Source organism: Actinacidiphila epipremni (genome assembly GCF_012034175.1).
Classification (GTDB): Bacteria; Actinomycetota; Actinomycetes; order Streptomycetales; family Streptomycetaceae; genus Actinacidiphila; species Actinacidiphila epipremni.
On sequence record NZ_JAATEJ010000005.1, the window covers coordinates 107883 to 122778 of the forward strand.

The following is a 14896-nucleotide window of genomic DNA, read 5'->3' on the forward strand; positions in this document are numbered from 1 at the left end:
CGCGGGTGGCCGAGGCCGGCCGGTGGGCGGCCCCCGCCTGACCTACCGGGCCCAGGGCGGGACCCAGGTGCCGGGGCGGTCGTGGCCGGCCGTGGTGGCGGCGAGGTGGGCGCGCAGGGTGGGCAGCGCCGGGTGCGGGTTGTCGCGGTGCCAGAGCAGGGAGTGCGGGTAGACCGGCGCGGGGTCGATGACCGGGATGCGGCGCAGGTCGTGGCCGGCCGGCCAGACGAGCCGGGCGGGCTCGCCCATGAAGGTGGCCAGGGCCGGGGTGTCGGCGATGGTGTCGAGGAGCGCGTCGGAGCCGAAGTTGGGGCCGGTCGCCTCGATCGTGAGGCCGAACTCGGCGGTGAGGTCGTCGTAGTAGGCGGCCCATTCGGTGCCGGGGACGATGCCGGGCATCCAGATCCGGTGCCCGGTGAGCCCGGCGAGGGTCACCGAGCGGGCGCCGGCCAGCGCGTGGCGGGGGCCGGTGAGGAGTTGCAGCGGCTCGTCGAGGACCCGTACGGACTCGATGTCCTCGGGCAGGGGCCGGCCGGGCATCCCGACCGCGCGGAAGGACGCGTCGATGGTGCCGGAGCGGATGGCGGCGACGGCCGCATCGATGTCGAACAGCGTCAGCACGCCGAGGTCGATGCCGGGGTGCGCGCGGTGGAAGCCGCGCATCAGGCCCGACTGCGCACTGCGCGAGGAGGTCACGTCGACGCGCAGCGGACGGTGGCCGGGGCGCACGGACGCGGCGGCGCGCTCGGCGACCCGTAGCAGTTCGCGGGCGTGCGGCAGGAACGCCTGGCCGTCGATGGTGAGTTCGGCGCCGCGCGGGGTGCGGGTGAACAGCCGCACCCCGAGTTCGCGCTCCAGCGCGGCGATGCGCTTGGAGACGGCCTGCTGGGTGACCGCGAGCTCGGTCGCGGCGTCCTGGAACCGCCCGGCGTCCGCGGCAGCGGCGAAGGTCCTGATGGTGTCGAGGTCCACACCCGGCACCCTAGGGGTACAACCGGCGGTTGTGTCCGGCGGCTCCGCGGTTGTTTGACCCCAGGTCACGGCTCTGGCTTGGATGCCGGTGGTCACGGATCGGTTGTGCGGGCGAGCGGTGAGGGGCGTCGGGCATGCGGAGCGGGCGGGTGCGGGGGCGGCCGGGGGGACGGCTGCGGGAGCGGGTGCGCGGGCGGCTGCGCGGGCGGGTGCGCGGGCAGCGGCTGGGGCGGCCCTTCGGGTGGCTGTGGGGAGCGTACGCGACGAGCGCGCTCGGGACGTGGCTCGCCTTCGGCGCGTTCCCGCTGATCGCCGTGCGGGTGCTGCACGCGGGACCGGCCGAGGTCGCCGGACTGTCCTCGGTGGCGGCGGCGGTGGGCGCGGCGGTGGCGGTGCCGCTCGGGCCGTGGGTGGAGTTCCGCCGCAAGCGGCCGGTGCTGGTCGGAATGGACCTGGCGCGGTGCGCGGCGCTGCTGACGATCCCGGCGGCGTACGCGCTGGGGGTGCTCACCTTCGTGCAACTGCTGCTGGTCTCGGTCGTGGTCGCGGCGGCCGACATCACCTTCCGCGCCGCCTCGGGCGCGTATCTCAAGTCGCTGCTGCCGGCCGGGGACCTGCTGGTCGCCAACGCGCGTTTCGAGTCGACCGCGTGGACGACCACGATCGTCGGGCCGCCGCTGGGCGGCGCGGCGATCGGGCTGCTCGGCCCGGTGGCGACGGTGGTGGCCGACGCGGTCAGCTATCTGCTGTCGGCGCTGGGCGTGCGGGCGAGCGGCGGGCACGAGCCGCACCCCGGGCAGCGGGCGGCGGTACGGCTGCGGGCCGGGGACCTGCTGGACGGCTGGCGGTACATCCTCGCCGACCCCGGGCTGCGTCCGCTGTTCCTCAACACCGCCTTCTACAACGGCCTGCTGATGGCCGGCGAGCCGCTGCTGACGGTGCTGATGCTGGGCCGGCTCGGTTTCGCGCCCTGGCAGTACGGCCTCGCCTTCGCCGCGCCGGCGGTCGGCGGGCTGGTCGGCTCCCGGCTCGCCCGGCCGCTGGCCGCCCGGTTCGGGCAGCGCCGGGTGCTGGTCGCCTCCGGGGTGGGGCGGGCCCTGTGGCCGGTGGGCCTGGCGTTCACCGGTCCGGGCGGCGGGGGGCTGGCGCTGGTGATGGGCGTGGAGTTCGGGATCATCTTCTGCTGCGGGGTGTTCAACCCGCTGTGCGCCACGTACCGCCTGGAGCGTACGGCGGCGGACCGGGTGACCCGGACGCTGTCCGCCTGGAGCGTGTCGACGAAGGCCTCGATCGCGCTGCTGACGGCGGTGTGGGGCGGGCTGGGCGCGCTGCTGGGGCTGCGTACCGCGATCGGCCTGGCCGGTGTGCTGCTGCTGGCGACCCCGCTGCTGCTGCCCCGCCGCCGCGAGGAGCCCGCGCCGGCGCCGGCGGGCGCGGCTGCGGGGCCGGGCGGCGGCTGCCGGGCGGCGGATACAGTGCGCTCATGGCCCGACCCGCGTCGCAGGGACGCCCCCGCCCCGGGAGGCCGGCCCGGATCAGCCGTGAGCAGATCGTCGCCGCCGCCCTCGAAGGGGACCTGAGCACGCTGACGATGCGGGAGCTCGCGGCGCGGCTCGGGGTGACCCACGGCGCGCTCTACGGCTGGGTGGGCGGCCTGGAGGGCGTGTTCGACCTGGTCGGCGAGGTGATGGTGAACCGCGTCCTGCCGCAGGAGGACCCGGAGCAGGTCGGCGGCTGGCGGCCGTGGCTGACCCGCCTGGCCTGGGCGATGCACGACGAATTCCTCGCGGTGCCGGGCTTCGCCACCCGTACCGCCCGCCCGCACCGCCACAACCCCGAGTCGTTCGGCCGGCTGCGCGCCCGGACGGTGGCCGCCTTCACCCACTCCGGCGTGGACCCGGACCTCGCTGAGCAGAGCTGGTACATCTTCGCCACCTCGGTGATCAGCTGGCTGGCCGTGCAGGAGAACCCGCTCGACCTGGGGGAACAGCCGCCGCGGTTCGACCTCTTCCTCGACGTCCTGCTGCGCGGGCTGCCGGCCCGGGAGCCGGCTCCCCCGGCCAGGAGCCTCTAGCGCCTCACGACTCACCGGCCAGCCACGCGGCGGCGAGCGCCAGCGCCTCGCCCTGGTCCGGTGTCGCCGTCGCCCGGCAGCCCCACACCCGCTCCGCCGAGCGCTGGAGCCTGGTGATCGCCTGGCCGGCCTGCGGCGGCAGCACGAACACCAGCCCCCGGCAGTGCCGTTCCAGGCCCGGGCGCATCTGCTCGATCATGGCGACCCGCCGCCGCGCCTCGCCCTGCCGCTGCCCGGGCGGCTCCGGGGCCGGGGTGCGGACGACGGCGGCGAAGGGGCGGCCGGTCCGCTCGGCCGCCGCGATGGCCTCGGTCAGTTCCCGGACGACGACGTCCGCGCGTCCGCGGCGGCGGCATCGGCGGCGTCGATCAGCAGTGGCTGTGGATCGGTGGTGTGCATGCGGGGATTCTAACCAGCGGTCAGTAATTACGGTAAGGTTTGCCTGCCCTAAGAAACCTGTACGTCCGAGGAGCCCTCGTGAGCTCTCCCCTGCCCCCGTCCCCCGCCCCGGCCCCGCACCGGGAACGGCCCGGGCGCCGGCGGATCCTGGCCGGCGGTGCGGCCGTCGCCGCCGGCCTGCTGGTCCAGCCCGCCCTCAGCGCGTGCGGCGCGAGCGGGGGTGCCGCCGACGCGCACCTGCGGGTGGGGGCCGCGGCCCCGGCCGGGGGCATCACCTTCGACCCGCGCATGCCGAGCCCGGGGGCGGGCGCGCTGATCCTGGCCCACCTCTACGACCCGCTGGTGCGGCTGCGCGGCGGCAGCTACGAGATGCGCCTGGCGAGCGCCGCCGAGCCCAACGCCGACGCGACCGTGTGGACCGTCACCCTGCGCACCGGCGCGACCTTCCACGACGGGCGGCCGGTACGCGCCGCGGACGCCGCGTACAGCCTGCGCCTGCTCTACGACCCGAAGAGCAGCGCCCTGGCCGGCGGGCTCGCCGCCTACGTGGACACCGCCGGCATCCGCGCGCTGGACGCCCGCACCCTGCGCATACCGCTCACCCGCGCCCGCGGCGACTTCGTCGGCGCCTTCCTCGGCGCGCTGTCCACCGTCTTCCCCGAGGGCACCACCGACTTCGCCGCCAGGCCGACCGGCTCAGGACCCTTCCGGTGGACGGCGAGCGCGTCGCAGGCCGTCCGGCTGACCGCCAACGCGGACTACTGGGACGGGCCGGTCCGCCTCGCGGGACTGGAGATCAGCCGCCTCACCGACCCCGCGGCACGCGTCAACGCCGTCGTGGCCGGGCAACTGGACTACGCCGTGGGGATCAGCGCCGCCGCCGCGCGCGCCCACGCGCACACCGCCGGGGTGACGATCCACCGCGGCGGTGCCGCCACCTCCAACGCCCTGCTGCTGGCGATGAACGCGAGCGTCCCGCCCTTCGACCGCCCCGAGGTGCGCCAGGCGGTGCGGCTCGCGGCCGACCGTACGCAGCTCGTCCGCAATGTGCTGCTCGGCCAGGGGCAGGTGGGCAACGACCTCGTCGGCCTCGGCCTGCCCGGATACGCCGACGGGCTGCCGCAGCGCGCCCACGACCCGGACCAGGCCAGGTCGCTGCTCACCCGCGCCGGCGTCACCGGCGTCACCCTCCAGGTCGCCGAACTGGTGCCGGGCCTGGCCGAGTCGGCCCAGGTCTTCGTCCAGCAGGCCCGGCAGTGCGGCCTGGACGTGCGGCTGCGCACCGTCTCGGCGGACACCTACTTCGCCGACCCCGCGGCCCTGCGGCGCACCGCCTTCCAGACCTTCTACGTCATCAACCGGCCCGCCGCGGTGCACATCGCGCTGATGGACGCCAAGAACGCCCCGTTCAACTTCACCGGGGCGCCCGCCTCCTTCTACACGGCGCTGGACGCCGCGCTCGCCACGGTGGACGACGCGCGGCGCGCGCAGCGCTTCCAGGAGATCCAGCAGGACTTCCACGACCACGGCGGCGACCTGGTGTGGGGCTTCGCCGAGCAGACCGACGCCTCCCGCAGCGGCCTGGCCGGCGTGGCGTGGAGCCAGGGCACGCCCCTCTTCCACCGGGTGACGGTGTGAGCGCCCGCGCGCAGCCGCTGCCCGCCGGCGGCCCTGCCGCCGGCGCGCCGGCCGCCCGGGCGGCCACCGCCCGCGCGCTCGCCGCCCGCGGGTGGCGGCGCCTGCCCCGCAGGGCCCTGGCGTGGGTGGCTGCGCTCGCCGCCTCGCTGGCCGTCGAGTCGGCGCTGCTGTTCGCGGCCCTGCAAGCGGTTCCGGGCGACGCCGCCACCACGCTGCTCGGGCAGAACGCCACGCCCGCGGAACTCGCCGCGACCCGGCACCGGCTGGGCCTGGACGAGCCCGCGCCCGTCCGCTACCTGCGCTGGATCGAGGGCGCGGTGCACGGCGACCTCGGCGCCAGCTTCCAGTCGGGCCGGCCGGTCGCCGCCGTCCTCGCGCAGCCGCTGCTCAACAGCCTCGTCCTCGCGGCGGCGGCCTTCGCCGCCGGGGCGGTGCTGGCCGTGACGTCCGGCCTGGTCACCGGCCTGCGGCCCGGGTCGCGTACCGACACCGCGCTGAGCACCGCGTCCGTGGCGGTCCTGTCCACGCCGGTCCTCGTATGGGCCAGCGGGGCGTGCGTGGTCTTCGCCGGGCTGCTGGGCTGGCTGCCCGCGGTCTCCCTGCCGCCGTTCGGCGGCACCCCGCTGGCCCGGCCGGTCGTCCTGGTCCTCCCGGCCGGGACCCTGGCGCTGTTCGGCGGCGCCTGGGCCGGGCGGCTGATCCGCGCGGCCGTCGCCGACGCCGCCCGGCTCCCCCACGTCGAGGCGGCCCGCCTGGCCGGCCTGCCCCGGCGGCGCGTGCTGGTGCGCCACCTGCTGCCGTCCGCCCTGGCCCCCTGCGCGCAGGCGCTGGCGTCCATGGCCGCGCTGCTCGTCGGCGGCACCGCGGTGGTCGAGCAGACCTTCGGCTACCCGGGCCTCGGGCAGCTGCTGGTCGCCTCGGTCCACGACCACGACACCCCGCTCACCGAAGGGGCCGCGCTGGTGGTCGTCGCGCTCGTCACGCTCGGCTTCGCCGCGGCCGACTTCTCCGGCCTGCTCGCCGACCCGCGCCGCGGGAGGCGGTCATGACCGCGCCCGCCGGAACAAAACCCGCGCCGGCCCCCGCCGCCCGCCGGCCACCGGGGGGCCGCACCCGGCCGGCAGTGGCGGCCGGCCGCCGCAGGCGGGTGTACGCGGCGGCCGTCGTGACGGTGCTGCTCGCGGTGGCCGTCGCCGGGCCGGCGCTCGCGCCGCACGACCCGGCGGCGATCGCCGGGCCCTCCTACGCCCCGCCGGGGCCGGGGCACCCGCTGGGCACCGACGCGCTGGGCCGTGACGTGCTGTCGCGGCTGCTCGCCGGGGGCCGGCCGCTGGTGTTCCTGCCGGCCGCGGCGACCGCGGCGGCCTGCCTGCTGGGCGCGGCGGCCGGCACCGTGTCGGGGTATCTGGGCGGCCGGGCCGGCACGGTCCTCGGCGCGGCGACGAAGCTGCTGCTGGTCTTCCCGCCGGTGCTCGTCCTGCTCGTGGCCGTCGACGCGCGGGGCGGCTCGGCCCTCGCCCTCGGCCTGGTGGTCGTGGTCACCGGCGCCCCCTTCGTGGCCCGCCTGACGCATGCCGCGGCCCGCCGGACCGTCACCGCGGGATACGTCGAACTGGCCCCGGCGCTCGGCGAGTCCACCGCCTCCGTGCTGCTGCGCGAGGTCCTGCCCGCGGTGGCCCGGCCGCTGCTCGCGGACGCCGGGGCACGCCTGGCCGGGGCCATGGAGATCTCCGCGACCGCCGCCTTCCTGGGCTTCGGGCCGCAGGGCCCCAACTGGGGCGCCATGGTGAGCGAGAACCTGTCCGGGGTCACCCTCGCGCCCTGGGGCGTGGCGGCGCCGGCCGGAGCCCTGGCACTGCTGGTGGTCTGCGTGAACCTGGGCCTGGACCGGCTGACCCGCGGGGCCGCGGCATGACCGGCACCGCCGGGGCCGCGGTCGAGGTGACCGGGCTGCGGACCGTGGACGGCGCCGGCAGGGCCGTCCTGGACGGCGTCACCCTGCGCGTGGCGGCCGGGGAGCGGGTGGCGCTGCTGGGCCCCTCCGGCAGCGGCAAGACCACCCTCGCCCTGACGCTGCTGGGCGCGGTCCGCCCGGGCCTGCACGTCACCGGGGGCCGGGTCACCGTCGGCGGGCACGACATGCTGGCCGCCGGCGGCACCGCGCTGCGGCACCTGCGGCGTACCGTCGTCGGCTACCTGCCGCAGAACCCGGCGCAGACGCTCACGCCGACGCTGCGGGTGGCCGCCCAGCTCGACGAACTGGCCCGGGACGGCCGGGATCCCGCGGCGCGCCTGCACGAGGTCGGGCTGCCCGCCGACCCCGGCTTCCTGCGGCGCTTCCCGCACCAGCTCTCCGGGGGCCAGCAGCAGCGGGTCGCGCTCGTGCGGGCGCTGTCCGCGCAGCCGCGGCTCCTCGTCCTGGACGAACCCACCTCCGGCCTCGACGCCGCGGCGGCCGACGCCACGCTGCGCGCCGTCGACGCCGCCGTCACCGCCCGCGGGCTCACCCTGCTGGTGATCACCCACGACCCGGACGTGGCCCGCAGGCTCGCCGGCCGGACCCTCGTGCTGGACCGCGGACGGCTGCGCGAACCGCACCGCGGCGAGCACGGAGCGGCCCCGCCGCCCCGCACGGGCGGCCCGGACGGGGCCGGGCGGGCGGCCGGCGCCCGGGCCGGCCTGGAAGCCGTCGGCCTGAGCGCCGCCCACGGCACCCGCGGCGTGGCCGAGGGCCTGTCGCTGCGCCTGGAGCCCGGCGAGTGCGTGGCGCTGCTGGGCCCGTCGGGGACGGGCAAGACCACCGTGGCCCGGTGCCTGGCCGGGCTGCACCGCCCGGTCGCCGGGCGGCTGCTGCTGGACGGGCGGCACCTCCCCTTCCCGCTGCGGGAGAGGCCCGCTCCGCTGCGCCACCTGGTCCAGCTGGTCCCGCAGGACGCCGCGGGCGCCCTCAACCCGCACCGCACCGTCGAGGCGACGCTGACCCGGCCGCTGCGCCGGCTCGCAGGGCTGGGCCGCGAGGACGCACGGCAGGAGGCCGCGCGGCTGCTCGACCTGCTGCAGCTGCCCGCCGCCGTCGCCCGGCGCACCACGGGCCGGCTGTCCGGCGGCCAGCAGCAGCGGGTCGCGCTCGCCCGCGCCCTGTGCGCCCGCCCGGCGGTCCTGCTGTGCGACGAGGCGACCTCGCAGCTGGACCGGGCCACCGCGCGGGCCGTGCACACCCGGCTCGCCCGGCTCGGCGAGCAGCAGGGCCTGTCCGTCCTGATGATCACGCACGACCCGGCGCTCGTGGCCGGCTACGCCGACCGGACCGTCGCGCTGGACGGCATGCCCGCGCCGGACCGGCGGCACTGACCTGGCACGTCCCCCGACCGGAGGAAGGGCATCATGCACGCGTACGACGCGGAGGTGGCGGTCGTCGGCCTGGGCGCCTGGGGTACGGCCGCACTGTGGCAGCTCGCCGAACGGGGCGTGGACTGCGTGGGGCTGGAGCGCTACGGCATCGCCCACGCCCTCGGCGCCTCGCACGGCGGTTCCCGGATGTTCCGGACCACGTGCCTGGAGCACCCCGGTCTCGTGCCCCTGGCGCGGCGCTCGCTGGAGCTGTGGCAGGTCCTCCAGGAGGCCGCGGGCACCCGGCTGTTCGTGCCCGGCGGCGGCCTGCTCATCGGCCCGCCCAGTGGTCCGGTGGCCGGCGGGACACTGCGCGCCGCCGAGCGGCACGGCATCGCCGTGCAACGGCTGACCCCCGGCGAACTGGCCGACCGCTTCCCGGCGCACACCGGGCTCGACCCGCACGACATCGCCGTATGGGAACCGCAGGCCGGCCTGGTGCGGCCCGAGGCGACGGCGCGGGCCGCGGCCGACTGCGCGGTCCGGGCCGGGGCGCGGGTGCTGACCGGCAGCACGGTCACCGGGCTGGTCCCCGAACCCGGCGGGGTGCGCGTGGCGACCGCCACGGGCTCGCTGTACGTGCGGCGGGTCGTGGTCAGCGCCGGGCCGTGGCTCCAGACGCTGGTCCCCGGCCTCCCCCTGGAAACCGTCCGCATGCCGCTGACCTGGTACGCGCCGGACGCCCGGGCGCGGCGGCGCTTCACCCTGGAGCGCTTCCCGGTGTTCATGCGCGAACTGCCGTCGGGCGCCGTGCTGTGGGGCTGCGGGAGCGAGGGCGGGCACCCGGTCAAGCTGGGGCTGGAGTACGCCGGGGAGGGCTTCAGGACGGTGGAGCCGGAGGACACCGACCGCTCGGTGGCCCGTACCGACTGGGAGAGCCTGTCCCGGCTGCTGGCACGGTACGCGCCCGGCCTGCCGCCGGTGCCGGAGCGGGCGGCGGTCGGGCGGTTCGGCCGTACGCCCGATGGCCAGTTCGTGCTGGGGCCGCTGCCGGCCGAGCCGCGGATCATCGTCGCGGGCGGGTGCAACGCCCACGGCGGCAAGCACGCGCTGGGCGTCGGCGAGGCGCTTGCCGAGCTCGCCACGACCGGCCGTACGACCGTGCCGCTGGAGTTCACCGCGCCGGCGCGCTTCACCGGCCGGTGACACCGGCCGGGGCGGCGGGGTCGCTCCCCCGCCGCCCCGGCCGGGCACTCACGCGTACAGCAGCCCGTCCCGCACCCCGCCGCCCAGCGCCGGCACGACATGGCCGGCGAACAGGTCCATGCCGTGCGCGGCCCGGCCGGCGTCGGTCCAGCCCGGGTTGAACTGGAGGCTGACCGTCAGGTCGGCGCCCAGCTCCTGCCGGTCCGCGGCCAGCCGGCCCGCGACGTCGTCCGGGGTGCCGGCCAGGAACTTCCCGGCGGCCAGGGAGGCGTCGAAGTCGTAGCGGCGCACCTTGTCGATCATCGCCTCGTAGCCCGGGTACTGGTCGCTGCGCGCGGACTTCCACGACGCGATGGCGTCGGCCATCAAGGCGGTGTAGTTCTGCTCGAACACCCGGGCGGCGGCCAGGGCGTCGTCGCGGTCCTCGGCGAGGTAGCAGGTGTACTTCAGCTGGATGCGGCCGGCGCCCCGGTGCCCGGCCCGCGCCCGCGCGTCGCGGTAGGCGTCCAGCATCTCCCGCAGCTGCTGCCGGGTGGTGAGGGAGGGCACGACCTGGAGGTGGTGGCCGGAGCGTCCGGCGGCGGCGCAGGACTCGGCGCTGCTGGCGGAGGCGACGAAGATCGGCGGGCACGGCTGCTGCACCGGCCGCGGCAGCACCGTGACCGGGCCGAACCGGTGGAAGGTGCCCTTCCATTCGACGTCCTGCTCGGTCCACAGCCGCCGGCAGGCTTCCACGCCCTCGGCGAAACGCGCCCGGCTCTGCTCGATGGGCACGTCGAACAGGTCGAACTCGTCGGGGAGGAAGGCCCGGCCGAACCCGACGTCCAGCCGCCCGCCGGACAGGTTGTCCAGCATGGCCAGCCGCCCGGCGGCCTTCAGCGGGTGGTCGAAGGCCAGGATGACCGCGCCGGTGGTGATACGGATCCGGTCGGTGCGGGCCGCGACGGCCGCCAGGAGGGTCACCGGGTCCGGGCAGTAGCCGCCGTACGGGGTTCCGTGGTGCTCCACGGTCTGCACATGCTCGAAACCGAGTCGCTCCGCGTGCCGGGACAGCGAGATCACCTCGCGGTAGTAGTCCTGCGCGCTCTTGCGTTCCGGCGGCAGCACGGGGAAGAAGTTGATGCCGAAGTCCATGGGTTCTCCAGGTGTCCTGACGGTCAGGGGGCCAGCTGCCAGTCGGCGGCCGGGGCGTCGAGGCGGGTGCCGATCTCGGCCAGCAACTGGTCGCGCTGCGCGACGAGGTAGAAGTGGTCGCCGGGGAAGCCGCGCAGGTCGAAGCCCGCCGCGGTGACCTCGCGCCAGCGCCCGACGGCGTCCGCGGTGGCCTCGGTGTCCTGGTGGGCGTGGAAGGCCGTCACCGGGCACGTCAGCGGCGGGCCCGAGCTGAACGCGTAGCCGTTGAGCAGGTCGAAGTGGTGGCGGATGCGGGGCAGCAGGGCCGCGAGCGCCGCCTCGTCGCCGAGCAGGCCCGGGTCGGTGCCGCCGATCCTGCGCAGCTCGCCGAGGAGCGCGTCGTCGCCGCTGACGTCGACGGGTGCCCGGCCCACCGGCGGGGCGTCGCACGCCGAGACGTACAGCCGGGCCGGTGGCCGCCGCAGCCGGCGCGCGGTCTCGTACGCCACCAGGGCGCCCATGCTGTGGCCGAACAGGTGGGTGGGGCGCGGCGCCAGCGCGTCCAGGGCGGCGGCGGCCAGGGCGGCGACGTCGCCGAGCGCGGCCCCCTCGGCGGGCGAGCCGGGGTAGCGGGCGGTGAGGACCTCCGTGTGGGCGGGCAGGCCGGCGCCCCACGCGGTGAAGAAGCCCGGCGGGGCGCCGGCGTGCGGGAAGCACACCAGCCGGGTACGCGGCCGGGCCGGGCCGCGGTGCCGCACCAGGACGCTCACCGCGCGCCCTGCCCGTCCTGCGCTTCCTGCGCGTCCTCGGCCCCGAGGGCGAGCCAGGCGGCGAGCGCGGCCACCGTCGGGCCGGCCGTCAGCTGCCGCAGCACGGCGTCGAAGGGCCGCGCCGCGGCTGCCGGCAGCGTCTCGCGCAGCCGGGCGGCGAACCGGGCGGCGAGCAGCGAGTCGCCGCCGCTGTGGAAGAAGTCGTCGTCCCGGCCCACGCGTTCGCTGCCGAGCAGCGCGGCCCACACCTCGGCGATCCGCTCCTCCAGCGGGCCCCGCGGCGGCACCCACCCGCTGCTCCGCGCGGGCGCGCTGCGCGGGAGCCAGGACCGCAGCATCGCGGTGTCCACCTTGCCGTTGGCGGTCAGCGGGAGCTCGTCGACGACCTGGAGGTGCGCGGGCACCATGTACGCGGGGACCTGCTCGGCGAGGTGGTCCAGCAGCTCGCCCGGGTCCGGTGCGGCCAGCCGCGGCTTGAAGCGGGCGGCGACCAGGGCCATGCCCGACCCGGCGAGCGGGTCGGCCGCGGACTCCGGCAGGGCCGGCGGCGCCACCCCGCCCGCGGCGGCCAGCCGTTCGCGCCACTGCCCCGCGTCCAGCAGCGCCCCGCCGCTGCCGGCGCGGTCGTCCGCGAAGCCCTCCCCGCCCAGCTGGGCGCCGATGAGGAAGTCCATGGAGACCATGAGCTCGGGACGCTCCCGCGTCGCCTCGGTGAGCACCAGCGCGCCGCCGGGGGCGAGCAGTCCCCGCATCCGGGCCAGGCACCGGCCGAGGTCCCGCGCGTTGTGCAGCACGTTGGCGCCCAGGATCACGTCGAAGGTGTTGGGCTCGAAGCCCTGCGCGCGGTAGTCGGCGTCGATGTCGAACACCGTGTGGGTGATCCACGGCAGGTGCGCGTGGCGCTCCTGCGCGGCGTTCAGGAAGAACAGCGACACGTCGGTGTAGACGTACTCCACGTACGGCGCGGTCCCGGCGTCCGCCGCGGGCCCGGTCCCGGTGCCGTCCAGCGCGGCGATCACCTCGTCGGTGGTGGCGCCGACGCCCGCGCCCACCTCCAGGACCCGCAACGGCCGCCCCGTCCCGGCGCGTGAGCGGGCCTCGGCCCGTACGAAAGCTCCCACCGCCCCGTTGAGGGCGCGTACGGCGAGGCTGCCGCCGAACGCGGCGCGGGCGGTGCGCGAGTCCCCTTGCGGGAACAGCAGTTGCGCCGCCTGCTGTTCGCCGCGGACCAGGGCGGGCAGCTGCCCGGCGGCGGAACGGAACAGCTCCACCACCTCGCGCGGCCACAGGTCGGCGACCGTGCCCTCGACAGCGGCGTCCCAGGCCCGTTCGGCGTCCGCGGCGTCCGCGGTCCGCAGGCCCTCCCAGCGCGCCCCGGGCAGCCGGCGCAGCCGGCCGGCGTCCGCCAGGGCGGCGAGCCAGCGCCGGGCGAGCGGCCGGTGCTCGGGCGCGGCGCCGAGCGCGGCCAGCACCTCGTCCTCCTCGCGCACGTCCCCGGCGGCGAACACGCCGCATTCGGTGAGCAGATGGGCGAGGGAGGCGTGCACCGCCGCGCGCAGCAGGTCCGAGGAGCGCCGCAGCGCCGCCGGGTCGGCCGCGCGGGCGAGGCGCCGGTACGCGCCGCGGGCGGCGGCCCAGCCGGCGTCCTCCCCGGCCGGCGCGGCGCCCGCCGGGAGCGGCGCGGGGGTGGCGAAGGCGGCCAGGCGCCGGTCGCCGCCGGTGGTGTCGGCGATCACCCGGCAGGCGCCGACCTGCGGATGGGCGGCGAGGGCGGCCTCCACCTCGCCGGGCTCCACCCGGTGGCCGCGGATCTTCAGCTGGGCGTCGGCGCGGCCCAGGAACTCGATGACCCCGTCCGGCCGGTAGCGGCCGAGGTCGCCGGTGCGGTAGAGCCGGCGGCCGGTGACCGGATGGGTGGGGAAGCGCTCGGCGGTGCGGGCCGCGTCGCCAAGGTAGCCCACGGCCAGCCCCTCGCCGCCGATGTACAGCTCGCCGGGCACCCAGTCGGGGCGGTCGCGCATCTGCGCGTCGAGCACGTGGAAGGTCTGGTTGGCCAGCGGACGGCCGTAGGGGATGCTCGGCCGGCGGGTGTCCACCTCGCCGACCGGGTGGGCGATGGACCAGATCGCGGCCTCGGTGGCGCCGCCCAGGCTGACCACCCGCAGGCCGGGGATCCTGCCGCGGATCGCGTCCGGCAGGCCGACCGGCAGCCAGTCGCCGCTGAGCAGGGCCAGCCGCAGCGCGGACAGGTCGTGGTCCGGGTCGTGGCCCAGATACCGCTCCAGGGCCTGGAGCTGGGCGGGCACCGAATTCCACACGGTGACCCGGTGCACGGCCGCGGTCCGCGCCCAGTGCGAGGGGTCGCCGCGCCGCTCGGGGTCGGGCAGCACCAGGGCGGCGCCGACGGACAGCGGCCCGAAGATGTCGTAGACGGACAGGTCAAAGCCGAGGCCCGCGAGTCCCAGGACCCGGTCGTCCGGCCCGACCTGGTAGCGGCCGGTGACGTCGGCGACGGTGTTCAGGGCCGCCCGGTGGCTGATCATCACGCCCTTGGGCGTGCCGGTCGAGCCGGAGGTGTAGATGATGTAGGCCAGGTCGCCCGGTGCCGCGGGGCCTGCCGGCGGCGGTGCCGGCGCCGCGTGCGGTGCGGCCGGGTCGCACCCCAGGACCTGCACGGCCGCGGGCCAGGGCCGGCCGGGGTCCGCCGGGCGGGACCGGGCCGCCTCGGCGGCGGGCGCGAGGACGTGGCGCACCCCGGCGTCGGCGAGGATACGGTCGCGGCGGGCGCGGGGCTGGGCGGTGTCCAGCGGCAGGTAGGGGCATCCCGCGAGCAGTGTGCCCAGCACGGCCGCCACCTGGTGCCGCCCCTTCGGCAGGGCGACGGCCACCGGGACACCGGGCCGGCACCCGTGGCCGTGCAGCAGGTCGCGCACCGCCTGCGCGTGCCGCAGCAGTTCCCCGTACGTCACCGGGCCCTCGCCGTCGACGACCGCGGTCCTGTCCGGTGTGTCCCGGCACTGCCGGATCACGGCGTCGTGCAGCAGCCCGCCGGGCACGGGGGCGGCCGTGTCGTTGGCGCGGTCGCGCACCCGCGCCTGCCGCGGCGGCAGGTCCGCCGGCAGGGGGCGGTCCCACGCGGCGGCGTCCCCGGCGCGGGCCAGCGCGTCCACCGCGCCGGTGTAGGCGGCGAACATGTCGTCGACCAGGCCGGCGGGGAAGAGCGCGTCCACGCTGTCCCAGGTCAGCAGCAGTTCGCCGGCCATCTCGTAGAGCTGGTGGTCCAGCCAGACCTGCGGGGTCTGGGTGACCATCCAGCCCAGCGGGCCGAAGCGCTCCCGGAAGGCCGGGTCCAGGAACTCGCCGCCGAGGCTGCTGGCGAACACCACGGGCGCGG

Annotated in this window: 12 protein-coding genes and 1 pseudogene; 7 read left to right on the forward strand and 6 right to left on the reverse strand. The window is 77.4% G+C overall.

Going from position 1 to position 14896, the window contains the following annotated elements; all coding sequences use genetic code 11:
* Positions 1-42: 42 nt before the first annotated feature.
* Positions 43-972 carry a LysR family transcriptional regulator gene (locus tag HCN08_RS09055; protein ID WP_167982414.1) on the reverse strand — a complete coding sequence of 310 codons (930 nt, stop codon included), beginning with the start codon at positions 970-972 and terminating at the stop codon, positions 43-45.
* Positions 973-1106: 134 nt separating this feature from the next.
* On the opposite strand from HCN08_RS09055, the gene HCN08_RS09060 reads away from it, so the two are divergent.
* Both HCN08_RS09060 and HCN08_RS09065 read left to right on the forward strand, forming a co-directional pair.
* Entirely contained in the window at positions 1107-2552 is a 1446-nt protein-coding gene (locus HCN08_RS09060; RefSeq protein ID WP_167982415.1) for an MFS transporter, read from the forward strand.
* Positions 2456-3046, forward strand: a complete 591-nt coding sequence (locus HCN08_RS09065; RefSeq protein WP_167982416.1) for a TetR/AcrR family transcriptional regulator — start codon at positions 2456-2458, stop codon at positions 3044-3046. Before HCN08_RS09060 ends, HCN08_RS09065 begins: the two co-directional genes overlap by 97 nt.
* 4 nt (positions 3047-3050) lie before the next feature.
* Here HCN08_RS09065 and HCN08_RS09070 read toward each other — a convergent pair whose 3' ends face one another.
* Positions 3051-3245 (reverse strand): hypothetical protein, encoded by a 195-nt coding sequence (locus HCN08_RS09070; protein ID WP_167982417.1) that lies wholly within the window; start codon positions 3243-3245, stop codon positions 3051-3053.
* 278 nt (positions 3246-3523) lie between these two features.
* On the opposite strand from HCN08_RS09070, the gene HCN08_RS09075 reads away from it, so the two are divergent.
* From HCN08_RS09075 to solA, 5 genes are read left to right on the forward strand one after another with little or no spacing between them, the layout of a single operon-like run.
* Positions 3524-5083 carry an ABC transporter substrate-binding protein gene (locus tag HCN08_RS09075; protein WP_167982418.1) on the forward strand — a complete coding sequence of 520 codons (1560 nt, stop codon included), beginning with the start codon at positions 3524-3526 and terminating at the stop codon, positions 5081-5083.
* Complete coding sequence (locus tag HCN08_RS09080) at positions 5080-6132, forward strand: ABC transporter permease (RefSeq protein ID WP_206318561.1); 1053 nt, start codon at positions 5080-5082, stop codon at positions 6130-6132. The genes HCN08_RS09075 and HCN08_RS09080 overlap by 4 nt, the downstream gene beginning before the upstream one ends.
* Complete coding sequence (locus tag HCN08_RS09085; RefSeq protein WP_167982419.1) at positions 6129-6998, forward strand: ABC transporter permease; 870 nt, start codon at positions 6129-6131, stop codon at positions 6996-6998. Before HCN08_RS09080 ends, HCN08_RS09085 begins: the two co-directional genes overlap by 4 nt.
* Positions 6995-8434, forward strand: a complete 1440-nt coding sequence (locus tag HCN08_RS09090; protein WP_167982420.1) for an ABC transporter ATP-binding protein — start codon at positions 6995-6997, stop codon at positions 8432-8434. Before HCN08_RS09085 ends, HCN08_RS09090 begins: the two co-directional genes overlap by 4 nt.
* Before the next feature lie 33 nt (positions 8435-8467).
* Positions 8468-9619, forward strand: coding sequence for an N-methyl-L-tryptophan oxidase (solA, locus tag HCN08_RS09095; RefSeq protein WP_167982421.1), 1152 nt, complete (start codon positions 8468-8470; stop codon positions 9617-9619).
* A gap of 48 nt (positions 9620-9667) precedes the next feature.
* On the opposite strand, the gene HCN08_RS09100 is transcribed toward solA, so the two are convergent.
* The 4 genes and pseudogenes from HCN08_RS09100 to HCN08_RS37055 all read right to left on the reverse strand — a co-directional run.
* Positions 9668-10753: an LLM class flavin-dependent oxidoreductase gene (locus HCN08_RS09100; RefSeq protein WP_167982422.1), complete on the reverse strand. Its 1086-nt coding sequence runs from the start codon at positions 10751-10753 to the stop codon at positions 9668-9670.
* 23 nt (positions 10754-10776) lie between these two features.
* Positions 10777-11502 (reverse strand): thioesterase II family protein, encoded by a 726-nt coding sequence (locus HCN08_RS09105; RefSeq protein ID WP_167982423.1) that lies wholly within the window; start codon positions 11500-11502, stop codon positions 10777-10779.
* Positions 11499-13238 (reverse strand): methyltransferase, encoded by a 1740-nt coding sequence (locus HCN08_RS37050; protein WP_456319006.1) that lies wholly within the window; start codon positions 13236-13238, stop codon positions 11499-11501. Before HCN08_RS37050 ends, HCN08_RS09105 begins: the two co-directional genes overlap by 4 nt.
* Before the next feature lie 15 nt (positions 13239-13253).
* Positions 13254-14813 (reverse strand): annotated as a pseudogene (locus tag HCN08_RS37055) (amino acid adenylation domain-containing protein); the annotation flags it as partial.
* Positions 14814-14896 lie beyond the last annotated feature (83 nt).